Here is a 20,317-nt window from a genome sequence, read left to right on the forward strand (position 1 = left end):
TGTCTCAGTCCCAGTGTGGCCGATCACCCTCTCAGGTCGGCTACGCATCGTCGCCTTGGTGAGCCGTTACCTCACCAACTAGCTAATGCGCCGCGGGTCCATCTCTAAGTGATAGATTGCTCCATCTTTCTCGATTCAGTCATGCGACCGTATCGCGTATCCGGTATTAGCATTCGTTTCCCAATGTTATCCCAGTCTTAAAGGCAGGTTACCCACGTGTTACTCACCCGTCCGCCGCTAAGTATCAGAGGTGCAAGCACCTCTTCAACTCCGCTCGACTTGCATGTATTAGGCACGCCGCCAGCGTTCGTCCTGAGCCAGGATCAAACTCTCCAAATTGGTGTTTGACTTGCTCAAAAACTTTTATCGCTTTTTTCGCTCATCCCGAAGGATTTGCGAGGCAGTTTGTTACTCGTTGTTCAGTTTTCAAAGAGCAATCTATTGTTTCGTTTGTTGCTTGTTTTGCTCGTCGTTGCCGTTTGTCTCAGCGGCGACTTAAATAATATATCACAGGGGCCCAAATAAATGCAACCCCTTTTTAAAAGTTTTTTTAAAAAAGTTTTTATCGGTACGAACGAGCATTAAGCGCGTAGCGTGATAGCTCTTTCGGGGAGGCGATTCGAGCGTACATTCGGAAGATGATTTTGTACCTTCTTGTGATTGCTTGCTTAATATCTCCATCTAATCTAGAGTCATTCAAGTCCAATAGCATTTCATCTAATTCTTTGCGAAGGACGTAGTCGAGTTCTTTGCATTCTTTATCATTGAATAGTATTCCGAGCATAGCTGTGAGCGACCTCCTTTTATGTAAAGCGCAACTAGACCGTCCGAAAACGAACAAAAAAGCAACGTCTCACGCAAATGCGTTGCGACACTGCTTTATTGTTATGCTCAAAAAATGGTAATTTTATTACAATGAAAGAAGCCAGGGTGTAATTGTGCTTTCGATAATGGACGCAATGAGCAGCGCTATTGTAAGGATCACCATAACGGGAACGCTTCTAATTAAGAATTGTTTTAATGCTTGACCAATGTCGTCAAGCTTCGAACTGGCAAATACCATAGCTACCAAGCCTTTAAATATTAACACGCCGAACCGCATGCCATAGGCACATGCAATAATGATGGCCGGAATCTCAAGTATACCGTGCGGCAGAAGCCCCTTGAATATCATATCTGCTACAAACGCACCGCCATGAAGCTCAGCGCTATGCTTCAACAGAAACCCGATCAGCATTCCATTGACGACTAGAAAGAAAAAGGGCAGTACGCCAAAAAACGCGCCTATGTAAATGACAAAAATAGATTTGAGTGCATTATTCATGAAAATAACGATGATCATCGTTAATGTCGGGTTTTTGGATTGATCAATGATTGTTGAAAGCTGGCTAAGCCCTTTCATCTGCTCCAAGAGAAATGCTTTGAACACCGGATTCGTGCCTCCGATAATCATGCCAGCAAAAAATAAAATAACTCCAAACATAATATACCCATTCATTTGTTTAAAATGATCCGCTATCGCACGCCACTTAAACATAAATTTCCCCTCCATTTCGTATATATCCGTCAACATAGAAGAATATCTTTGGTGTACGAGCATAGATTGTACTACAAGCGTAATTGGCTGTCGCCTTCCATGGGGGCAAAAGCTCGTTTCGCGATGGATGATAAGCGTGTATAAAAATGAAATTTATATTCGCTTAGCTTTGAACCAGCTTTCATTAGAGAGGAGAGCTTTTCCCATGAACGTCTTTTACGTGTTGAACGGCCGAAAACTGAAAAGGTATTTTCTTATTGCCGTAGCTATTGTTTTTTCAATCGGAATCATCTATGCCGAACGCGACAACATCTCGGTATTTGCTTCGCAGCAGCCGGCTGCAATCTACAGCGTGCCGACCAACAAAAACGTCATTGCGTTAACTTTTGACATTAGCTGGGGGGATAAACGGACAGAACCCATTCTTAATGTGCTGAAAGAAAAGAATGTAAAGCAGGCTACGTTCTTCTTATCCTCCCCCTGGAGTCAGTCACATCCTGAGATTGTGAAGAAAATTCAGGACGCAGGCTTCGAAATCGGAAGCCATGGACATAAGCATGACAATTACAGCAAGCTGACAGACGATGAGATACGCAAGCAAATTACAACGGCTCACACTATTTTATCCGACATTACGGGTAAGCAACCGAATTTGATTAGACTGCCTAATGGAGATTTTGACAAAAGAGTACTTCGTATCGCTGAGGAACTGCATTATAAGGTTATTCAGTGGGACACGGATTCGCTTGATTGGATGAACATCGGAACGGATAAAATCATTAACCGCGTTATGACTAAAGCACATCCTGGCGACATCATTTTGTTCCATGCGAGTGACTCTGTGAAACAGACACATGAAGCGCTGCCTGTCGTTATTGATCAATTACGGGCAAAAGGATATGAATTTGTTACCGTAACCGATTTGATCTCCCAAACAGAAATCGACGGCAAAGCGGTGCAGGATAAGGCTACTTCCACCTTCCCGCAGCTCGATGCCGCCGCTTTAGAATATTAATCTACACAACCGGCTTTGCAGCGATTGCTGACGAGTCGGTTGTTTCTTTTTTGAGTAGACGATGCATCATCATAATTTGGTATGCATTGCAGGCAAACAGCGGAACAATCATAAATATGATAGCAGGTACGTTCGTCTCACCCGATAGTGCCGGCCATGCTTCAATAAAAGTAATGACAAACATAAGGAACATGGTTGAGACTAAAGCGGTCTTATTCGTTTGCTTCACCTTGAACCAAGTGATCAGGGCAGAGAAGACAAGCAATAATAGCGGAAGCAGCCAGAAAAACCAGCCATTTATTTGCTTATTATAAAGCATGTAGCCAAGACCGAGCGCCGCGAATAAGGTTGTATACCCTTGCAATGCGTTCCATAAATATTTTTTTCTAAATACGCTTAAAGCAATATAATTTAAAGTTAAATAAGCGAAAAAGCCCATTTGGCTAAAGGCGCCGATTAGCAATCCAACCATCGCCATCATTAGCGCATTGAAACCGACTGCTTTAAAACCTAAAAATCCGAATTCTGGATCAACCCCTGCCATAATTGCCCCGTTAATGACACACGCAAGCGCACCGACAGCCATGCAGCTCCAAAATAAAAAGAACCACTTTTTTAAAGTCACGTTCAATATCCTCCCGATTATTAATATCCTTTATCTTACCACGTTCACAACAAAAAGCTAATGTTTGTCCATGATAAAACCGTGAACAATGTGCATAATAAGAGCACGATACTTCTTTTTCTAGATCGGTCGTTTCTCATCGCATATATGAGTACTGTTTAGAAGGGAGCAAGTAAAGGATGCTCAGAAAGTGGATTTTCCTGTCAACTATTGCAGCATTTACGCTTGTTATGACAAGCTGCGGTTCCGATTCCTCAAGCGGAGGCGGTCAGCAAGTAAGCTATAAAGATGTGAAATCAATGGTTATTGACATTTTAAAAACAGAGGACGCTCAGAAGGCGCTTCAGCAATCTTCACAAAGCATGTCCGGCACTACAAAGCTCTTGTCTGTTCAAGATCAGGAAGAAGTGCGCTTAGCTGTAAAAGATGTTCTCGTCTCCCCCGAGTATGACAAGGTCATCAAGAAGCTTATGGCTGATACTCGCTTCGCGGGTGAATTCGCCAAAGCCGTAAATAAACAAAACAAATCCATTCATAAAGAGCTTATCAAGGATCCTACGTATCAAGCTGATTTAGTGAAGGCGCTCAAAACACCTGAGATGAATAAAATGATTCTTGAAGTGCTGCAAAGTACGCAATATCGAAAAGAAGTCATGTCACTTATGCAGGAATCTATGCAAAATCCTTTATTTCGACTTGAAGTGCTTGATCTAATGAAAACAGCAGTACAAGAAGAACTAAAGCCGAAATCGGATGAGAAAGAAGATAAGAAAAAGAAAAAAGAAGATCAATCCTCAGGCCAATCATCTGGAGATGACCAGTCGTCAGAAGAAGATCAATCTTCTGGCATGTAATATTTCTAAAATTAAAGCCCGAACAAATGGTCTAATGAAGCTGAATCAGAGCTTCGCGAGACAACAAGTTCGGGCTTTTTGGTATTATGTTCAAGGCTTAATTATAAATGATGTTAAGCAGTGATTGGCATTAGCTGCTGCATTTGCTTAATACACGGTCCGCAAGCTCAAGGTAGAGTTTGCCTGTCTCCGTATCCGCATGGTACACAGATGGTGCAAAATCAGGATCGGTTGACAGGTTGTCAGGTGCACCGAGCGGGATTTGAGCGAGCAGATCCGCATGCAGCGTTTCGGCTAGACGCGCGCCGCCGCCGCGACCAAATACATATTCCTTCTCTCCTGTAGAAGTAGATACGTAATAGGACATATTCTCAACCACACCGATAATTTCATGTTCGGTCTTGATCGCCATCGCCCCTGCTCTCGCAGCAACGAATGCTGCAGTCGCATGCGGTGTCGTCACGATGATTTCTTTGCTTTGCGGAATAATCTGATGCACATCAAGCGCTACATCTCCTGTGCCTGGCGGCAAATCAAGCAATAGATAATCCAGCTCGCCCCATTCAATTTCTTGGAAAAAGTTGCGCAGCATCTTGCCGAGCATGGGGCCGCGCCATACGATTGGGCTGTTGTCTTCGACGAAGAAGCCCATCGACATCACTTTCACGCCGAATTTCTCGATTGGGATGACCCGTTCATTTACGACGTCCGGACGCTCTTCGATGCCCATCATATCGGGCACGCTGAAGCCGTAAATGTCGGCGTCGATGATACCGACGCGTTTGCCCCTGCGGGCTAAGGCGACCGCGAGATTGACGGTCACCGTCGATTTGCCGACGCCGCCCTTGCCGCTGGCGATGGCAATGAACTGCACCCCACTGCTGGGATCAAGCAGTGGGTTCGCGAGCCCGGCACCGTGGCCCTGAACGGGCGCGGGGCCGCCAGCTTTGCTTGCACCGGCGCTAGCCGCAGCCGGTGCTGCAGCTGCCGCTGGCGATGGCGCTGCCTCGCCTGCGGCAGGCGCGCCCTCCGTCCGAAACCGGCAATGCACGGTTTCGGCGCCAATGCGCGCCAGCGCCTCGCGGAGCGAGGCTTCAAGCGCGGGCTGTGCAGCCGCGCCAGCCCCAAGGACCGTCATCGATACTTGACGGTCCCGAACCATTACATCGCGGATCGTAATCTTCTCCGCGTTATATGCTGCCGTCACAGAATCGACGACTTCCATTACTTGCTCACGTGTTAACATTGTATTTGTCCCACCTTTATGTAATAACGATTATCTTATAGTTATTATAACACAGTAAGCATTACTGCAACGTTTGAAATGCCCCTGCGCTATCGTTCAGCTATGAAGATATGCGTATTGTCTCCTCTCATTTCCCAATCGGTGCGCTGCCGCTCAGCTTCTCGCCAGAGCTGTAGCGCAGTATCCCCTCATAGATCGAAGCTGCTACCTGCCGCTGGTATTCGGTATCCGCAAGGCGCTGTGACTCTCCTTCATTCGATAGAAATCCTACCTCAACCAAAGCTGCAGGAATATCCGCGATCGCCTTCAACACATAGACATCCTTCACCGTTGCTGCCACGCGAGTCGTATTCTCCAGATTGCGTTTAATTTCATCCTGAATAAACGTAGCAAGAATACGATTGTCCGGGTGGTTGGCAGCGTGATAGAAGGTTTGCGCTCCTGACCACTTGGCCGAAGGTATGCTGTTCATATGAATACTGATCAATGCAGAAGGCTTGCTTGCTTCAATAACAGCTACTCGTTTCTTAAGATCCTCCGTCTTACGCTTGCTATAGGCTCTTGAATCTCCTGTAGCGAGATCATAATCGCCTTCCCTTGTCATAACGACTACAGCACCGGCCTGCTGTAAATAATCCCGCAAATAAAGAGCGATCGCCAAATTCAAATCTTTTTCAATCACACCTTGTTTACTGACCGCCCCGCCATCCACTCCGCCATGTCCAGCATCAATAGCTATCGTCTTGCCAGAAAGCGGCGTCGACCAATAAGACCAAGTATGAGCAGTAGGCAGCGATTGGCTGAGCGTAATCGCTGTCAAGGTGATGACCAGCAGTCCAATTGCAATTCGTGTTGCTCCTTTATAGGTCATCCAAATAATGAAATGCCGACTGATCCAGCGCATAAAAAAACCACCCCGTCTTCCATCAAATAAATAAACGGAGCATTCGGCTGCGTATGAAGCCAAATGCATACATTCATTTATATGGGACGAGATGGTTGTTTATGAGACAAACCTTAACCAATGTTTGTGAAATTAGCCTACAGGCTGCTCTGACATGCCTTCGATAAGAATTTGAGCTACCTCTGGGCGTGAAAACTCAGGAGGCGGACAAATACCGTCACGCAGCAATGCGCGAACTTTTGTTCCGGATAACGTCAGATGGTGCTCCTTGTCATGAGGACAAGTTTTGGAGGTGGCCATATTGCCGCAAACTTTGCAGAAGAAGCTATGCTCGAAATATAGCGGTGTAATGCCAAGATCTTCTGCTGGAATTGTTTTAAGTAGATCTTGCGCTTCGTATGTTCCATAATAATCGCCTACGCCTGCATGATCACGGCCGACAATAAAATGGGAGCAGCCATAGTTTTTGCGTACCAATGCATGGAATATCGCTTCGCGCGGACCAGCATAACGCATAGCCGCAGGGAACACGCCAAGGAATACACGATCCTTCGGATAGTAATTTTCAAGCAGTGCAAGATAGCTCTTCATTCGAACGTTAGCAGGTACGTCATCCGATTTGGTTTCACCTACCAAAGGATTCAGGAACAACGCATCTACAATTTCCATTGCTGTCTTCTGAATATACTCATGTGCGCGGTGAACCGGATTGCGCGTTTGGAAGCCTACAACCGTTTTCCAGCCCTTCTCAGCGAATATACGGCGAGTCTCAGCAGGATCAAAATAAAAATCTTGAAACTTCTCTGGCTGCGGACGGTTTAAAACGGTAATCTCACCGCCAAATTGAATAGAAGAACGTTCAAATAGCTTTTGCACACCTGGATGCTCAAGGTCATCGGTTTTGAATACATGAACAGCTTCAACCTTATGATCCGCCTTATAAATGCTATCAATTGCAATAATGGCATAGATGGTGCCATCTTCACCGACTAGTGCAGCACGCTCGCCAACTGAGAACTCAGCTGCTCTTGCTTCTTCTACTGCAAGTGTAATCGGAATACTCCATACGGTTCCGTTCGCTAAACGCATGTTTGTCACAACGGAATGGTAATCAGCTTCATTCATAAAGCCAGTCAATGGGGAAAAAGCGCCAACGCCAATCAAATCAAGGTCAGATATCGTCCATGTGTTGATCGAAATCGCTTTTAAGCCCTGTGCTTCTGTCAGCAATGCCTCACGTTGTTCGCCGGAAGCGATACGGTTAACCAATACGCCGCCATGCGGTGAAATTTGACTCATAATACTTATAGCCTCCTATTTGTGCAGTCCGCACTCTGTTTTTTCTGATCCAGACCAACGGCCTGCACGCGGGTCTTCACCCGGCATTACTTTCCGAGTACATTGCTCGCAGCCAATGCTTGGATAGTTTTGATCATGCAGCGGGTTATAAATAACATCATTCTCACGGATATAATTCCATACGTCTTCAGTCGTCCAGTGAGCGATTGGATTGAATTTAACTAAACCGAACTTTGTATCGTATTCCACTTTTTTCGAATTTGCGCGTGTAGGCGCTTGGTCGCGTCGAATACCTGTGATCCATGCTTCATACTTGGTTAGAATCTTCGTGAGCGGCTGTACTTTGCGGATATTGCAGCATGCGTTCGCATCCGATTTCCAAAGCTCTTCACCGAATTGAGCGGCTTGCTCCTCAGGAGTCAGTTCAGGCTTCACCTCAACGAAAGGAATGCCAGGATAACGCTCTTCCATACGCGTCTTTGTCTCATAGGTTTCTTTGAAATGATAATCCGTATCTAAATAAAAAATATCTGTTTTGGGACTAATCTTCTGAAGCATATCTACAAGCACGACGTCTTCTGCTCCGAAGCTGCAGGCGAAGGTAATGTTAGGAAATGTTTCTACTGCAAAAGCAATAACTTCTTCTGGCGTCGCGTTTTCAAGCTCAACCGCTTTTTGCGCGATCAGCGCTTCTTTCTCAAAAAGGTTCATTGGGTATGCCCTCCATTTTTAATTCCTAGTAAATTCATCTGATTATAATTATACGTCCTCTTCGGCGAATGTTCAATATGTTTCGACCAGAATGAAATAAAGTTTTTTCTATTTTATGTATGAACACAAAAAAATGCCCCCTCTGTAAACAGAGAAGGCATTTCGTATTGTGCATATTAACGTTTCGAGAATTGTGGAGCACGACGTGCTGCTTTAAGACCGTATTTTTTACGCTCTTTCATACGTGGATCACGTGTTAGGAATCCAGCGCGTTTCAAAGCAGGACGGAATTCAGGATCTGCTTTAAGCAGAGCGCGTGAAATACCGTGACGGATAGCGCCAGCTTGACCGGACATTCCGCCGCCGTTAGCAATTACAAGTACATCGTATTTCGACAATGTATCAGTAAGGTTAAGCGGTTGTTTTACGATCAATTTAAGCGTTTCTAAACCAAAATATTCATTAAGGTCGCGTTTGTTAATAATGATTCGTCCTTCACCCGGCACAAGACGTACACGTGCAACAGAGTGTTTACGACGACCGGTTCCATAGTATTGCACTTGAGCCATGAAACTTGTCCTCCTCTTTATTACCCGCGAAGTTCGTAAACTTCAGGGTTTTGTGCTTGATGTGGATGTTCCGCACCTGCGTATACTTTAAGTTTAAGCTTCATTTGGTTACCAAGACGGTTCTTAGGCAACATACCATGGACAGCGAATTCGATAACGCGTTCTGGTTTGTTTTTGATCATCTCGTTAGCTGGTGTAACTTTCAAACCACCAGTATACATCGAGTGACGGTAGTACATTTTGTCGGTAAGTTTCTTACCAGTCAAATGGATTTTCTCAGCATTGATAACGATGACGAAATCGCCTGTATCAACATGTGGCGTAAAAGTCGGTTTGTGCTTGCCGCGGATCAGGGCAGCTACTTCACTAGCCAAACGGCCTAGTGTTTTGCCTTCCGCATCAACGACGAACCATTTACGCTCAACTTCATTTGACTTAGCCATATAAGTGGTACGCATGGATGATCCTCCTTAATTTCATACATTAATCGTTTTTATAACAACGTAATCGTTGGTTTGTTAGTTCATTGTAATTCGCCAAGTTTGTGACAATCTCAGTCGGGGCTGTGGGTTAGCCACTTCGAAAGCACAAGTTATATTCTACTATAAAATATACGTATGTGCAAGCGATTTATAGTGAAATATCCCTGTTTTTAACTGGAATATTCGACATCCATAAGCATTAATCCATGCGGCATAGCCGTAGGACCAGCAAGCGATCTATTTCGCCCTTCAAGGATGCGTTTTATTTCAGATGAAGCCAGTTTTCCTTCACCAACCCATAGTAATGTTCCCATTATAACTCGAACCATATTGTATAGAAATCCATTGCCTGTCACATACATATGTACGATCGGGCCTTCCTGTACAAAGTCTGCTTCATAGATTGTACGAATATGATGAGGCTTCGTTGAATGAATAGATGTGAAGGAGGTAAAGTCATGCTTGCCTACCAGGCAAAGCAGACCCTCTCGCATCGCATCTACATCAAGCGGAGTCGGATGATGAAAGCGATATTGCCGGCCAAAAACGTCCGGAAACTTCCCCGTGTCAATCGTATAGCGATACGTTTTGCGCTTAGCGGATCTTCTGGCATGGAAATGTTCTGGCACATCGAATGCTTCAATAATGACAATGTCCTTCGGTAATCGCGTATTGAGCGCGATTGCCCATCTCTCTGTAGGAATCGTAGATTCCGTGTAGAAGTTGAACATTTGTCCCTGTGCATGCACTCCCGCATCGGTGCGTCCCGAACCTATTATTATAGTCGTCTCGCCCGATAGCTTCTTTATGGCCTTCTCTATTTCGCCTTGAACCGTTCTGCCATATGGCTGCGTTTGAAATCCGTTGAATCCGGTCCCGTCGTAGCTGACTTTCACGCATATATTCCTCAACCTGTTTCCCCCCTTTAACTAAAGGGATTCCGAAGGCCCCTAATCCCCTGCCAATTACATGACTAACAAGCCAGTTTGGCAAATAAAAAAAGGTGGCCTCAAGGGTCCACCCTTTTATCTAGGTATAAGCTTGGACAAGGCTTAGCTTTGTGGTCAAGCTTATACTTTCACGTTAGTAGGGTTAACTACGCACGATCAACCAATTCCAGGTAAACCATAGGCGCAGCATCGCCGCGACGGGGTCCTAGTTTTAGAATACGTGTGTATCCTCCTGCACGCTCTGAGTAACGAGTAGCTAGTTCAGAGAACAGCTTTTGGATAGCGTCTTGCTGTCCGTCAACTGTTTCACGACGAACATAAGCTGCTACTTGACGACGAGCATGAAGATCACCTTTCTTAGCTTTAGTGATCAGCTTCTCAGCGATTGAACGAACTTCTTTCGCTTTAGCTTCAGTCGTTTGAATACGCTCATAAAGGAATAAGTCAGTAACGAGGTCACGGAACAAAGCTTTCCGTGCACTAGCGTCACGTCCTAATTTTTGATATGCCATCTTGTTTTCCCCTCCCTTGCTCTTTTGTCTACACTAGTTGGTACTACTCTTCCATGCGAAGGCCCAAACCGAGCTCTTCAAGCTTCTCTTGAACTTCCTCAAGTGATTTACGTCCGAGGTTCCGAACCTTCATCATATCCTCTTCGGATTTCGTGATTAGCTCTTGAACGGTATTGATACCTGCGCGCTTCAAGCAGTTGTAAGAACGGACAGATAGATCAAGTTCCTCGATCGTCATCTCTAGAACTTTCTCTTTCTTATCTTCTTCTTTCTCAACCATAATTTCCGCATCTTTGGCTTCATCGGTCAACCCAACGAACAAGTCCAAATGCTCGGTCAAAATTTTAGCGCCGAGGCTTACAGCCTCTTCCGGTCGAATACTGCCGTCAGTCCATACTTCAAGCGTTAGCTTGTCGTAGTTGGTAACTTGACCAACACGCGTATTTTCAACGCTATAATTAACGCGAGTAATCGGCGTGTATATCGAATCAACGGGTATTACCCCAATCGGCTGTTCGTCCTTTTTGTTGCGGTCCGCTTGCACGTAACCACGACCCCGATTAGCAAAAACCCGCATATGGAGTCGCGCGCCTGAGGCCAAGGTTGCGATGTGAAGATCAGGGTTTAAAATCTCGACATCGCTGTCAGCTCGAATGTCGCCCGCTGTAATATTCCCTTCGCCATCCGCATCGATTTCCAAAACTTTCTCTTCTTCGGAGTGGATTTTCAACGAGAGGCCTTTCAGGTTCAGAATGATTTCGGTAACATCCTCAATCACTCCGGGAACCGTAGAAAACTCGTGAAGCACTCCGTCGATTTGAACCGAGGTTACTGCTGCACCCGGCAAAGACGACAACAAAATTCGGCGAAGCGAATTTCCTAGCGTCGTGCCGTATCCGCGTTCCAGCGGCTCGACGACGAAGCGTCCATACGTTCCCTCGTCATTCAGTTCTACGGTTTCGATTTTCGGCTTTTCGATCTCAATCACTAATAGTACCCTCCTTCAAACGTCGCTCCGTTACCTTACCGTTATTTCAAGTCAAATCTTGTAGTATGCCAAACCTTCACAACTATTATTCACAAGTTGCTGCCATTTGATACCACAGCTGATCCAACTATACGCGACGACGTTTCGGAGGACGGCATCCGTTATGAGGAACTGGTGTTACGTCTTTAATGAGGTTAACTTCCAATCCAGCAGCTTGAAGCGAACGAATCGCAGCTTCACGGCCAGCGCCTGGTCCTTTTACCATCACTTCAACGGTTCTCATGCCATGCTCCATCGCTGCTTTCGCAGCTGTTTCAGCAGCCATTTGAGCTGCGAAAGGCGTGCTCTTACGTGAGCCTTTGAAGCCCATGTTACCAGAGCTTGCCCATGAAATTGCATTACCGTGCGGATCCGTGATCGTAACGATCGTATTGTTGAACGTCGAGCGAATGTGCGCAACGCCAGTCTCAATATTTTTCCGGTCGCGACGTTTCGTACGAACGACTTTTTTTGGTTTAGCCATTGTCCATTATCCTCCCTTCTTATTTCTTCTTGTTAGCTACAGTCCGACGAGGACCTTTACGCGTACGTGCATTTGTTTTCGTACGTTGACCGCGAACAGGCAAGCCACGACGGTGACGAAGACCACGATAGCATCCGATTTCAGTCAGACGTTTAATGTTAAGTGAGATTTCACGACGCAAGTCGCCTTCCACTTTAACTGTTTTGTCAATTGCTTCACGAAGGCGAGCAAGTTCGTCTTCTGTCAAGTCACGAACACGAGTGTCGTAACTAACTTCAGCAGCATTAAGAACTTTTTGCGACGTTGTTTTACCAATACCGAAAATGTACGTTAGGGCGATTTCGACGCGTTTATCACGCGGCAAGTCTACTCCACTTATACGTGCCATAGGCTATATTCCCCTCCTTCTATCCTTGTTTTTGTTTGTGTTTCGGATTTTCACAAATCACCATAACGTTGCCTTTGCGACGAATGACTTTGCATTTCTCGCAGATCGGCTTTACCGAAGGTCTAACCTTCATTGTGATTACCTCCCGAATCTTTCGTAAGCATGCCGCTACTGGGCCTACTTCCGATAGGTGATGCGCCCTTTTGATAAATCATAAGGCGATAACTGTATAACCACCTTGTCTCCAGTCAGAATACGAATAAAATGCATTCTGAGTTTACCGGAAACATGTGCGAGAATTTGATGACCGTTCTCCAGCTCCACCTTGAACGTGGCATTCGGCAACGGTTCTATAACCGTACCTTCGACCTCAATGATGTCTTCTTTAGCCAACCGTCATTCTCCTTTCACAAGTGCATACTTCTGAATCACATAACGTAACTTAGCATTGGTAACCCTGCCTGTTTCAAGCATGCTGCTTGAAACCTCTTGACTGATTGCAGGCTGTAACTCGAGATGTAGAACGTTCTTTTTCTTCGGTTGATCGAAGCGGCGCTTATCTCCATCGGCAATCATGACGAAACGTTCATCCACAATTGCGATGACAACAGCAAAGCGCTCTTCATCTTTACCGCGAAGTACTTTGACGAACTGACCAATCTGGGGACGAGCATCCATCGTTTACGCCTCCGAATGCTGCGGCAAAATGGTCAATATTTCAAAGCCGTCCTCTGTTACGGCAACTGTATGCTCGAAATGAGCACACCATGTACCGTCTTCCGTTACAACCGTCCAATTGTCTTCAAGCGTACGGACATATCGTTCACCGATATTAACCATTGGTTCGATTGCAAGCACCATTCCGGTTTTCAGACGAGGTCCGCGGTCCGGTATGCCGTAGTTCGGTATTTGTGGTTCCTCATGGAGGTCCGCGCCGATTCCGTGCCCTACGTATTCCCGTACTACAGAAAGTCCTGCATCCTCAATTACCTTTTGGATAGCATGGGATATTGTATATAGACGAATATCGGGTTTAACGAGCTGAAGACCCGCATAAAGCGATGCCTCCGTCACGTCAAGCAGCCGTTGTACTTCAGGTGTTACTTCTCCGACCGCATAGGTCCAAGCCGAATCACCATGATAGCCTTCAAACTGCGCACCGATATCGATACTAATAATATCGCCTTCGTTCAACTTGCGTGAACCAGGGAAGCCGTGCACCAGCTCGTCATTTACAGAAGCGCAAATGCTGGAAGGAAAACCATTGTAACCTTTGAAAGAAGGAATCGCATTTTGACTTCTAATGTACGTATCGGCGATTTGGTCAAGCTCACGAGTCGTGATGCCTGGTTTCACAGCCTGTGCCATTAGTCGGTGCGTTTCCGCAACAATGCGTCCTGCTTCTCTCATATAACGCAGTTCCGATTCGGATTTGCATATAATCATTACAATGAACCTCGCAAGCAGGAAACGATATCGGATGTTACAACATCAATGTCCTTCTCACCGTCGACTTCGCGCAAGAGACCTTTTGAACTATAGTAATCTAGAAGCGGTGCGGTCTTCGATGAATATTCATCCAAGCGAGTTCCGACCTTCTCCTCTGTATCATCAGAACGCTGATACAATTCCCCGCCGTCTTTGTCGCAGATGCCTTCGACCTTAGATGGGTTAAAGATTACATGATAGGACGTTCCACAGGTTTTACAGATGCGTCTACCCGTAAGACGAGCAAGCAGCAGTCCGCGGTCTACCTTTAAATTCACGACGTGGTCAATGCTGCGATTAAGCTCCGTCAGCATGCTGTCAAGCGCTTCGGCTTGCTGCAGCGTACGTGGGAAACCATCGAGCAAGAAACCTTTTTTGCAATCGTCTTGTTCAAGACGTTCCTTCACAATACCGTTCGTAATCTCATCGGGAACGAGCAGGCCTTGATCGACATACTCCTTCGCTTTGATTCCAAGTGCGGTTCCTTGTTTCATGGCGAGGCGAAATGCATCACCAGTCGAAATATGAGGAATACCGAACTCTTCTACGATCCGTTCAGCTTGTGTACCTTTACCGGCGCCCGGAGGGCCCATGAATAAAATGTTCATTGCTGAGTTCCTCGCTTTAAGCACAATAGGCTCGGGCGGGCCCATCGCTCCATCGAGTCGACGAACGCGAAAAGCCCGGTCAGAACCTATTGTTATTTATTGATAAACCCTTTGTAATGGCGTTTAATCAACTGGCTCTCGATTTGCTTCATCGTATCCAGTGCAACACCGATTATGATTAAGAGCGAGGTGCCGCCTAGCTGTACGGATTTAGGTAATCCAGCAAGTGCTCCGAAGAACACTGGAAGAACAGAGATAACAGCCAGGAAGATCGCACCCGACAACGTAATACGCGACATAACGCGAGTTAAGTATGACGAGGTTGGCTTGCCTGGACGAATGCCAGGAATGTATCCGCCATTCTTCTTCATCTGATCAGCCATCTGAACCGGATTGATTTGTACGAATGTGTAGAAGAAAGTAAAACCAATAATTAATAATACATATAGGACCATACCAAGCGGCATGTCGAGTCCTAAGTTCTTATTAATCCAATCTGCCCAACCATGAGTTGACCAGAAGTTGGCGATCGTTCTCGGGAATGTGATAAGCGAAACCGCGAAGATAACCGGAATAACGCCTGCTCCATTCACTTTCATAGGGATGTGTGTAGATTGTCCACCGTACATTTTCCGACCAACTACACGTTTAGCGTATTGAACCGGAATTTTACGAATACCTTGCTGTACGAATATGACACCGACTATAATTGCGACAATCGCAATCACAATCAACAGCATCTTAACGATATTCAAGAACAGTTGGTCCTGCGCACCTACGAACTCAGATTGATAGATCGTACGAATGTGTCCAGGAATACCAGCTGCAATTGCCGAGAAAATCAAAATGGAAATACCATTTCCGATTCCTTTTTCTGTGATTTGCTCACCTAGCCACATCAAGAAAGCAGTACCTGCTGTCAAGATAATCGCAATAAGTAAGTAATCAACAAAAGTTGCACCAGGAATCATTTCATTGCTGTATGAACGGTTAAAACCGATTGCTGTTGCAAAGCCTTGGATCATACCAAGAACAATTGTTCCGTAACGGGTAATTTGTGCGAGCTTACGTTTACCGTTCTCGCCTTCCTTCGCCCATTCCGCAAATTTAGGAATAACATCCATCGATAACAGCTGCACGATAATGGAAGCTGTGATATAAGGCGTAATACCAATTGCGAAGATAGAGAATTGGAACAAAGCACCGCCGGAAAACGTGTTAAGCAAGCCGAACAGATCCGCACCGGCTGCATCAACCTGCTTAAACACATCTTTGTTAACACCTGGTACCGGTATAAAAGCACCGATACGGTACACAAGTAGGATGAAAAGGGTAAATAGGATCCGTGTACGAAGATCCGCCACTTTCCAAATGTTGGATACGGTCTTGAACAATTAGATCACCTCGGTTTTACCGCCGGCAGCCTGGATTTTCTCTACCGCAGATTGAGAGAACTTGCTTGCTTTTACAGTAAGTTGAACGCTAATTTCACCATTACCCAAAATCTTGATTCCAGCGAGTGGGTTTTTAATGATCCCAGTCTCGATGAGAACTTCTGGAGTGACTTCAGTACCTGCTGCAAAGCTGTTAAGCTCTTCAATGTTGACGATCGCGTACTCTTTACGGAAGACGTTGTTAAATCCACGTTTTGGCACTCGACGATACAAAGGGTTTTGACCGCCCTCGAATCCAGGACGAGTACCGCCGCCGGAACGAGCGTTTTGGCCTTTGTGACCTCTACCGGCTGTTTTACCGTTACCGGTACCGATACCGCGACCTTTACGCTTTGGCGCTTGGGTCGAGCCCGGTGCTGGTGATAGCTCATGCAATTTCATCGTTCGTGCACCTCCTTATTTATTTCTTTAAAAACATCTATTCTTGTACTTCTTCTACTTTAACCAAGTGGCTTACAGTGTTGACCATGCCGCGGATAGCTGGGCTATCGTTCAAAACAACTGCTTGACGAATCTTTTTAAGACCAAAAGATTCAACTGTAGCGCGTTGCTTTTCATTGCGACCGATCAAACTGCGAACGAGGGTGATTTGCAATTTAGCCATCGTATTTCCCTCCTTATCGTAACAGTTCTTCGACTGTTTTTCCACGTAGCTTTGCAACATCTTCCACACGTTTCAAACGGGAAAGACCTTCAAGCGTTGCGTTAACCATATTCATGGAATTCGAAGAACCGAGCGATTTCGTTAAAATGTCGCCAACGCCAGCAAGTTCAAGTACTGCACGAACTGGGCCGCCGGCGATAACACCAGTACCTTCGGATGCTGGCTTCAGAAGAACTTCTCCTGCGCCAAAGTGACCGAGGACTAGGTGAGGAATTGTTGTTCCTACGATTGGTACGTGGATCAGGTTTTTCTTAGCATCTTCAATACCTTTGCGAATCGCATCAGGTACTTCGCCTGCTTTACCGATCCCTGCGCCAACGTAGCCGTTACCGTCGCCAACTACTACAAGTGCGCTAAAGCTGAAACGGCGTCCGCCTTTTACAACTTTCGATACGCGATTGATATTTACAACTTTTTCAGTCAGTTCTAATGTATTTGGATCTACACGCAAGTCGTTTAACCTCCTTATATATAAAGTCGATTAGAATTCTAGGCCAGCTTCGCGAGCTGCTGTAGCTAGGGCTTGAATTCTTCCGTGGTACAAGTAACCGCCGCGATCAAATACTACTTGGGTAAACCCTTTCGCTTGAGCGCGTTTCGCAATCAATTCTCCGACTTTGCTTGCTGCTTCGATGTTGCCACCGTTGCCAATTGCTTCAGTCAATTCTTTATCCTGTGTGGATGCAGAAACGATTGTTACGCCTGAAACATCGTCGATCAATTGTGCGTACATATGCTTGGAGGAACGGAATACAGATAGACGCGGACGCGCTGCTGTACCGTTAATTTTTTTACGAACACGAAGGTGTCTTTTAAGACGAGCCTTGTTTTTGTCGGCTTTCGTAATCATACAAAGATCACTCCTTTCCTTATGCCTTAAGACGCTATCTTAAGCAAACGAGACGTTTGCTTATTTTTTCTTACCAGCTTTACCTTCTTTGCGAATGATGCGTTCGCCTTCATACTTGATACCTTTACCTTTATACGGCTCAGGCTCACGTACGGAACGAATTTTTGCAGCAGTTGCGCCAACAAGCTCTTTATCGATACCGCGAACAGTAATCTTAGTGTTTGTTGGAACATCAAACTCGATACCATTCTCAGGATTGATCTCTACTGGGTGGGAGTAACCGACGTTAAGTACGATCTTATCACCAGTTTTGCTTGCACGGTAACCAACGCCTACTAGCTCCAAGTTTTTCGAGAAGCCTTCAGTAACTCCGCTCACCATGTTAGCGATGATGCTGCGAGTAGTTCCGTGTAAAGAGCGATGCAATTTATTATCAGAAGGACGTTCGATTACGATTTCTGTTTCCGTTACATTCACTTTCATATCAACGTGAAATTCGCGGGAAAGCGTACCTTTCGGTCCTTTTACAGTAATTACTGTGTTGTCCAAGTTGATGCTTACGCCGTTAGGCACTTGGATTGGTTTGCGACCAATACGGGACATTGTTACACCTCCTATCTTTGTGACTTGTTACTTACCAAACGTAGCAAACTACTTCGCCGCCAGATTTAACTTGGCGAGCTTCTTTATCCGTCATAATACCTTTGGAAGTGGAAATAATTGCAATTCCAAGTCCTCCAAGTACACGAGGGATTTCAGTTGATTGTGTGTAAACGCGTAAACCCGGTTTAGAAATACGTTTCAAACCTGTGATTACACGCTCTTGGTTAGGGCCGTATTTCAGGAAAATACGGATAATCCCTTGTTTGTTGTCTTCGATATATTCAGCGTCGCGGATAAAACCCTCGCGCTTCAAGATTTCAGCGATTTGCTTCTTCAATTTCGAAGCTGGCATTTCCACTTTTTCATGACGAACGACATTCGCATTACGAATGCGCGTCAACATATCTGCAACCGGATCAGACATAACCATTTTGTGTTAACCTCCTTCCCGAACTAGGCTTATTACCAGCTTGCTTTTTTAACGCCAGGAATCTGGCCCAAATGTGCTAATTCGCGGAAACAAATCCGACAAATTTTAAACTTTTGCAAAACAGAATGCGGACGGCCGCAACGCTCACAGCGCGTATATGCACGCACTTTAAATTTCGGTGTGCGTTGTTGCTTCACTTTCATCGAAGTTTTTGCCACTGGGTATTACACCTCCTAAAAGTGGATTACTTCGTAAACGGCATGCCCATTTGGGTCAGCAGTTCACGAGATTCTTCGTCCGTTTTTGCCGTCGTGACGATGACGATGTCCATACCGCGCACTTTATCGACCTTATCGTACTCGATCTCCGGGAATATCAATTGCTCTTTCAAGCCAAGCGTATAGTTACCGCGACCGTCGAAAGCTTTGTTCGATACACCGCGGAAGTCACGAACACGCGGAAGCGAAATGTTGAACAGCTTGTCAAGGAAATGGTACATGCGCTCACCGCGCAATGTCACTTTAACCCCGATCGGCATGTTCTCACGAAGTTTGAAGCCTGCAATAGACTTCTTCGCACGAGTAACGACTGGTTTTTGACCGGAAATGATACGTAGCTCTTCAACTGCTACATCAAGGATTTTCGAATTGGAAACCGCTTCGCCTACCCCCATGTTGATAACTACCTTCTCAATTTTCGGCACTTGCATAACAGACGTATAGTTGAACTTCTGCATCAGAGCAGGAGTTATTTCGTTTAGAAAACGACCTTTCAATCTTGCTGCCATTGATCATGGACCTCCTTTCCTACCGTAACGATTAGTCGATTACTTCTCCGGAACGTTTCGCGATCCGGACTTTCTTGCCGTTGTCTAGCACTTTGTATCCGATACGTGTTACTTTACCGCTTTTCGGATCGATATGCATAACGTTTGAAACGTGAATCGGTGCTTCTTGTTCGATAATACCGCCCTGTGGGTTAGCTTGCGATGGACGAGTATGTTTCTTAACATTGTTTACACCTTCTACGAGTACGCGGTTTTCACGCGGATACGCAGCGATAACGCGGCCTTTTTTACCTTTGTCTTTACCGGTAATGACCATAACGGTATCGTCTTTTTTCACGTGCAATTTATTGTTATGAGATTCGAGTACTTTTTTCAGCCTTGGCATGAGTTACACCTCCTGCACGCTTGTGCTTCAAGCTTATATGGGTTGTTAGATTACTTCTGGTGCTAGCGATACGATTTTCATGAAATCTTTATCGCGAAGCTCACGGGCAACTGGTCCAAAGATACGTGTGCCACGTGGGCTCTTATCTTCTTTAACGATTACAGCTGCATTCTCATCAAATGCGATGTATGAACCGTCTTTACGACGAACCGAACGTTTTGTACGTACGATAACCGCTTTAACAACGTCACCCTTTTTGACAACGCCGCCTGGTGTTGCTTGTTTTACTGAGCAAACGATCAAATCGCCAATGTGTGCTACACGACGTCCTGTTCCACCAAGTACACGGATACACATCAATTGTTTAGCGCCTGAATTGTCAGCAACAGCTAAACGCGAAAATGGTTGAATCATTTCAACGTCCTCCTTCCGGAAAAATGCTCAG

32 protein-coding genes and 1 rRNA gene (1 of these 33 only partly in view) are annotated in these 20,317 nt (G+C 45.6%); 2 read left to right on the forward strand and 31 right to left on the reverse strand.

Annotated features, from left to right (window positions below; translation table 11 throughout):
• The 3 genes from CEF13_RS25855 to CEF13_RS25865 form a co-directional block, all read right to left on the reverse strand.
• A 16S ribosomal RNA gene (locus CEF13_RS25855) occupies positions 1-339 on the reverse strand (it extends 1,216 nt beyond the left edge of the window).
• Positions 340-562: 223 nt separating this feature from the next.
• Positions 563-784, reverse strand: a complete 222-nt coding sequence (locus CEF13_RS25860; protein ID WP_053373934.1) for a hypothetical protein — start codon at positions 782-784, stop codon at positions 563-565.
• A gap of 126 nt (positions 785-910) precedes the next feature.
• Positions 911-1,537 carry a stage II sporulation protein M gene (locus CEF13_RS25865; protein ID WP_102715289.1) on the reverse strand — a complete coding sequence of 209 codons (627 nt, stop codon included), beginning with the start codon at positions 1,535-1,537 and terminating at the stop codon, positions 911-913.
• Between the two features lie 205 nt (positions 1,538-1,742).
• Here CEF13_RS25865 and pdaB point away from each other — a divergent pair, with 205 nt between their 5' ends.
• A complete protein-coding gene (gene pdaB, locus CEF13_RS25870; RefSeq protein WP_102715290.1) occupies positions 1,743-2,552 on the forward strand; it encodes a polysaccharide deacetylase family sporulation protein PdaB in 810 nt (269 codons plus the stop codon).
• A gap of 1 nt (position 2,553) precedes the next feature.
• Here the strand turns inward: pdaB and CEF13_RS25875 are convergent, their stop codons facing one another.
• Positions 2,554-3,177 carry a KinB-signaling pathway activation protein gene (locus CEF13_RS25875; protein WP_244917132.1) on the reverse strand — a complete coding sequence of 208 codons (624 nt, stop codon included), beginning with the start codon at positions 3,175-3,177 and terminating at the stop codon, positions 2,554-2,556.
• Positions 3,178-3,356: 179 nt separating this feature from the next.
• Between CEF13_RS25875 and gerD the strand changes: the two genes are divergently transcribed.
• Complete coding sequence (gene gerD, locus CEF13_RS25880) at positions 3,357-4,031, forward strand: spore germination lipoprotein GerD (protein ID WP_102715292.1); 675 nt, start codon at positions 3,357-3,359, stop codon at positions 4,029-4,031.
• Positions 4,032-4,161: 130 nt separating this feature from the next.
• On the opposite strand, the gene CEF13_RS25885 is transcribed toward gerD, so the two are convergent.
• The 27 genes from CEF13_RS25885 to rplN all read right to left on the reverse strand — a co-directional run bounded on the left by CEF13_RS25885 (position 4,162) and on the right by rplN (position 20,286).
• Entirely contained in the window at positions 4,162-5,277 is a 1,116-nt protein-coding gene (locus CEF13_RS25885) for an Mrp/NBP35 family ATP-binding protein (protein WP_102715294.1), read from the reverse strand.
• Positions 5,278-5,404: 127 nt separating this feature from the next.
• Positions 5,405-6,181: an N-acetylmuramoyl-L-alanine amidase CwlD gene (gene cwlD / locus CEF13_RS25890; protein ID WP_102715296.1), complete on the reverse strand. Its 777-nt coding sequence runs from the start codon at positions 6,179-6,181 to the stop codon at positions 5,405-5,407.
• Between the two features lie 132 nt (positions 6,182-6,313).
• Complete coding sequence (gene sat, locus CEF13_RS25895) at positions 6,314-7,480, reverse strand: sulfate adenylyltransferase (RefSeq protein ID WP_102715298.1); 1,167 nt, start codon at positions 7,478-7,480, stop codon at positions 6,314-6,316.
• A 15-nt stretch (positions 7,481-7,495) separates the two neighbouring features.
• Positions 7,496-8,191: a phosphoadenylyl-sulfate reductase gene (locus CEF13_RS25900; protein ID WP_102715300.1), complete on the reverse strand. Its 696-nt coding sequence runs from the start codon at positions 8,189-8,191 to the stop codon at positions 7,496-7,498.
• A gap of 176 nt (positions 8,192-8,367) precedes the next feature.
• Positions 8,368-8,760, reverse strand: a complete 393-nt coding sequence (rpsI, locus tag CEF13_RS25905) for a 30S ribosomal protein S9 (RefSeq protein ID WP_056635921.1) — start codon at positions 8,758-8,760, stop codon at positions 8,368-8,370.
• A gap of 20 nt (positions 8,761-8,780) precedes the next feature.
• Positions 8,781-9,218 carry a 50S ribosomal protein L13 gene (gene rplM, locus CEF13_RS25910; protein ID WP_102715302.1) on the reverse strand — a complete coding sequence of 146 codons (438 nt, stop codon included), beginning with the start codon at positions 9,216-9,218 and terminating at the stop codon, positions 8,781-8,783.
• A 194-nt stretch (positions 9,219-9,412) separates the two neighbouring features.
• Entirely contained in the window at positions 9,413-10,153 is a 741-nt protein-coding gene (truA, locus tag CEF13_RS25915) for a tRNA pseudouridine(38-40) synthase TruA (RefSeq protein ID WP_102715304.1), read from the reverse strand.
• 185 nt (positions 10,154-10,338) lie between these two features.
• Positions 10,339-10,704 carry a 50S ribosomal protein L17 gene (gene rplQ, locus CEF13_RS25920; RefSeq protein WP_102715305.1) on the reverse strand — a complete coding sequence of 122 codons (366 nt, stop codon included), beginning with the start codon at positions 10,702-10,704 and terminating at the stop codon, positions 10,339-10,341.
• Positions 10,705-10,747: 43 nt separating this feature from the next.
• Positions 10,748-11,692: a DNA-directed RNA polymerase subunit alpha gene (locus tag CEF13_RS25925; RefSeq protein WP_102715307.1), complete on the reverse strand. Its 945-nt coding sequence runs from the start codon at positions 11,690-11,692 to the stop codon at positions 10,748-10,750.
• 127 nt (positions 11,693-11,819) lie between these two features.
• Complete coding sequence (gene rpsK, locus CEF13_RS25930; protein WP_053373921.1) at positions 11,820-12,215, reverse strand: 30S ribosomal protein S11; 396 nt, start codon at positions 12,213-12,215, stop codon at positions 11,820-11,822.
• Positions 12,216-12,234: 19 nt separating this feature from the next.
• Positions 12,235-12,603 (reverse strand): 30S ribosomal protein S13, encoded by a 369-nt coding sequence (rpsM, locus tag CEF13_RS25935; protein ID WP_102715309.1) that lies wholly within the window; start codon positions 12,601-12,603, stop codon positions 12,235-12,237.
• Positions 12,604-12,622: 19 nt separating this feature from the next.
• Positions 12,623-12,736, reverse strand: a complete 114-nt coding sequence (gene rpmJ / locus CEF13_RS25940; protein ID WP_003333770.1) for a 50S ribosomal protein L36 — start codon at positions 12,734-12,736, stop codon at positions 12,623-12,625.
• 44 nt (positions 12,737-12,780) lie between these two features.
• A complete protein-coding gene (gene infA / locus CEF13_RS25945) occupies positions 12,781-12,996 on the reverse strand; it encodes a translation initiation factor IF-1 (protein WP_053373919.1) in 216 nt (71 codons plus the stop codon).
• 3 nt (positions 12,997-12,999) lie between these two features.
• Entirely contained in the window at positions 13,000-13,281 is a 282-nt protein-coding gene (locus tag CEF13_RS25950; protein ID WP_102715311.1) for a KOW domain-containing RNA-binding protein, read from the reverse strand.
• Positions 13,282-13,284: 3 nt separating this feature from the next.
• Positions 13,285-14,049 (reverse strand): type I methionyl aminopeptidase, encoded by a 765-nt coding sequence (gene map / locus CEF13_RS25955; RefSeq protein ID WP_102715313.1) that lies wholly within the window; start codon positions 14,047-14,049, stop codon positions 13,285-13,287.
• Positions 14,049-14,699, reverse strand: a complete 651-nt coding sequence (locus tag CEF13_RS25960; protein WP_102716570.1) for an adenylate kinase — start codon at positions 14,697-14,699, stop codon at positions 14,049-14,051. Before CEF13_RS25960 ends, map begins: the two co-directional genes overlap by 1 nt.
• A gap of 92 nt (positions 14,700-14,791) precedes the next feature.
• On the reverse strand, positions 14,792-16,093 hold the full coding sequence (gene secY, locus CEF13_RS25965; protein ID WP_102715315.1) for a preprotein translocase subunit SecY: 1,302 nt from the start codon (positions 16,091-16,093) through the stop codon (positions 14,792-14,794).
• A complete protein-coding gene (gene rplO / locus CEF13_RS25970; protein WP_102715317.1) occupies positions 16,094-16,534 on the reverse strand; it encodes a 50S ribosomal protein L15 in 441 nt (146 codons plus the stop codon).
• Positions 16,535-16,571: 37 nt separating this feature from the next.
• The gene (gene rpmD, locus CEF13_RS25975) at positions 16,572-16,757 is read right to left on the reverse strand and encodes a 50S ribosomal protein L30 (RefSeq protein ID WP_208414839.1); all 186 of its coding nucleotides are present in this window, start codon (positions 16,755-16,757) and stop codon (positions 16,572-16,574) included.
• A 13-nt stretch (positions 16,758-16,770) separates the two neighbouring features.
• Positions 16,771-17,268: a 30S ribosomal protein S5 gene (gene rpsE, locus CEF13_RS25980; protein ID WP_102715321.1), complete on the reverse strand. Its 498-nt coding sequence runs from the start codon at positions 17,266-17,268 to the stop codon at positions 16,771-16,773.
• A 30-nt stretch (positions 17,269-17,298) separates the two neighbouring features.
• The gene (gene rplR / locus CEF13_RS25985; protein ID WP_102715323.1) at positions 17,299-17,667 is read right to left on the reverse strand and encodes a 50S ribosomal protein L18; all 369 of its coding nucleotides are present in this window, start codon (positions 17,665-17,667) and stop codon (positions 17,299-17,301) included.
• Between the two features lie 60 nt (positions 17,668-17,727).
• Positions 17,728-18,270: a 50S ribosomal protein L6 gene (rplF, locus tag CEF13_RS25990; protein ID WP_102715325.1), complete on the reverse strand. Its 543-nt coding sequence runs from the start codon at positions 18,268-18,270 to the stop codon at positions 17,728-17,730.
• Positions 18,271-18,301: 31 nt separating this feature from the next.
• On the reverse strand, positions 18,302-18,700 hold the full coding sequence (gene rpsH, locus CEF13_RS25995; RefSeq protein WP_102715327.1) for a 30S ribosomal protein S8: 399 nt from the start codon (positions 18,698-18,700) through the stop codon (positions 18,302-18,304).
• 32 nt (positions 18,701-18,732) lie between these two features.
• On the reverse strand, positions 18,733-18,918 hold the full coding sequence (locus CEF13_RS26000; protein WP_102715329.1) for a type Z 30S ribosomal protein S14: 186 nt from the start codon (positions 18,916-18,918) through the stop codon (positions 18,733-18,735).
• A gap of 26 nt (positions 18,919-18,944) precedes the next feature.
• Positions 18,945-19,487, reverse strand: coding sequence for a 50S ribosomal protein L5 (rplE, locus tag CEF13_RS26005; RefSeq protein WP_053373908.1), 543 nt, complete (start codon positions 19,485-19,487; stop codon positions 18,945-18,947).
• Positions 19,488-19,518: 31 nt separating this feature from the next.
• On the reverse strand, positions 19,519-19,872 hold the full coding sequence (gene rplX, locus CEF13_RS26010; RefSeq protein ID WP_102715331.1) for a 50S ribosomal protein L24: 354 nt from the start codon (positions 19,870-19,872) through the stop codon (positions 19,519-19,521).
• 45 nt (positions 19,873-19,917) lie between these two features.
• On the reverse strand, positions 19,918-20,286 hold the full coding sequence (rplN, locus tag CEF13_RS26015) for a 50S ribosomal protein L14 (RefSeq protein WP_102715333.1): 369 nt from the start codon (positions 20,284-20,286) through the stop codon (positions 19,918-19,920).
• Positions 20,287-20,317 lie beyond the last annotated feature (31 nt).

This window comes from Paenibacillus castaneae, from assembly GCF_002884445.1.
Classification (GTDB): Bacteria; Bacillota; Bacilli; order Paenibacillales; family Paenibacillaceae; genus Pristimantibacillus; species Pristimantibacillus castaneae.

Excerpts from the sequence above, each read along its gene's own strand:
- CEF13_RS25860 (WP_053373934.1), bottom strand. The coding sequence starts at position 784 with ATGCTCGGAATACTATTCAATGATAAAGAATGCAAAGAACTCGACTAC.
- CEF13_RS25865 (WP_102715289.1), bottom strand. The coding sequence starts at position 1,537 with ATGTTTAAGTGGCGTGCGATAGCGGATCATTTTAAACAAATGAATGGG.
- pdaB (WP_102715290.1), top strand. The coding sequence starts at position 1,743 with ATGAACGTCTTTTACGTGTTGAACGGCCGAAAACTGAAAAGGTATTTT.
- gerD (WP_102715292.1), top strand. The coding sequence starts at position 3,357 with ATGCTCAGAAAGTGGATTTTCCTGTCAACTATTGCAGCATTTACGCTT.
- CEF13_RS25885 (WP_102715294.1), bottom strand. The coding sequence starts at position 5,277 with ATGTTAACACGTGAGCAAGTAATGGAAGTCGTCGATTCTGTGACGGCA.
- cwlD (WP_102715296.1), bottom strand. The coding sequence starts at position 6,181 with ATGCGCTGGATCAGTCGGCATTTCATTATTTGGATGACCTATAAAGGA.
- sat (WP_102715298.1), bottom strand. The coding sequence starts at position 7,480 with ATGAGTCAAATTTCACCGCATGGCGGCGTATTGGTTAACCGTATCGCT.
- CEF13_RS25900 (WP_102715300.1), bottom strand. The coding sequence starts at position 8,191 with ATGAACCTTTTTGAGAAAGAAGCGCTGATCGCGCAAAAAGCGGTTGAG.
- rpsI (WP_056635921.1), bottom strand. The coding sequence starts at position 8,760 with ATGGCTCAAGTGCAATACTATGGAACCGGTCGTCGTAAACACTCTGTT.
- rplM (WP_102715302.1), bottom strand. The coding sequence starts at position 9,218 with ATGCGTACCACTTATATGGCTAAGTCAAATGAAGTTGAGCGTAAATGG.
- rplQ (WP_102715305.1), bottom strand. The coding sequence starts at position 10,704 with ATGGCATATCAAAAATTAGGACGTGACGCTAGTGCACGGAAAGCTTTG.
- rpsK (WP_053373921.1), bottom strand. The coding sequence starts at position 12,215 with ATGGCTAAACCAAAAAAAGTCGTTCGTACGAAACGTCGCGACCGGAAA.
- rpsM (WP_102715309.1), bottom strand. The coding sequence starts at position 12,603 with ATGGCACGTATAAGTGGAGTAGACTTGCCGCGTGATAAACGCGTCGAA.
- rpmJ (WP_003333770.1), bottom strand. The coding sequence starts at position 12,736 with ATGAAGGTTAGACCTTCGGTAAAGCCGATCTGCGAGAAATGCAAAGTC.
- CEF13_RS25950 (WP_102715311.1), bottom strand. The coding sequence starts at position 13,281 with ATGGATGCTCGTCCCCAGATTGGTCAGTTCGTCAAAGTACTTCGCGGT.
- map (WP_102715313.1), bottom strand. The coding sequence starts at position 14,049 with ATGATTATATGCAAATCCGAATCGGAACTGCGTTATATGAGAGAAGCA.
- CEF13_RS25960 (WP_102716570.1), bottom strand. The coding sequence starts at position 14,699 with ATGAACATTTTATTCATGGGCCCTCCGGGCGCCGGTAAAGGTACACAA.
- rplO (WP_102715317.1), bottom strand. The coding sequence starts at position 16,534 with ATGAAATTGCATGAGCTATCACCAGCACCGGGCTCGACCCAAGCGCCA.
- rpmD (WP_208414839.1), bottom strand. The coding sequence starts at position 16,757 with ATGGCTAAATTGCAAATCACCCTCGTTCGCAGTTTGATCGGTCGCAAT.
- rplR (WP_102715323.1), bottom strand. The coding sequence starts at position 17,667 with ATGATTACGAAAGCCGACAAAAACAAGGCTCGTCTTAAAAGACACCTT.
- rplF (WP_102715325.1), bottom strand. The coding sequence starts at position 18,270 with ATGTCCCGTATTGGTCGCAAACCAATCCAAGTGCCTAACGGCGTAAGC.
- rpsH (WP_102715327.1), bottom strand. The coding sequence starts at position 18,700 with ATGGTTATGTCTGATCCGGTTGCAGATATGTTGACGCGCATTCGTAAT.
- rplE (WP_053373908.1), bottom strand. The coding sequence starts at position 19,487 with ATGGCAGCAAGATTGAAAGGTCGTTTTCTAAACGAAATAACTCCTGCT.
- rplX (WP_102715331.1), bottom strand. The coding sequence starts at position 19,872 with ATGCCAAGGCTGAAAAAAGTACTCGAATCTCATAACAATAAATTGCAC.
- rplN (WP_102715333.1), bottom strand. The coding sequence starts at position 20,286 with ATGATTCAACCATTTTCGCGTTTAGCTGTTGCTGACAATTCAGGCGCT.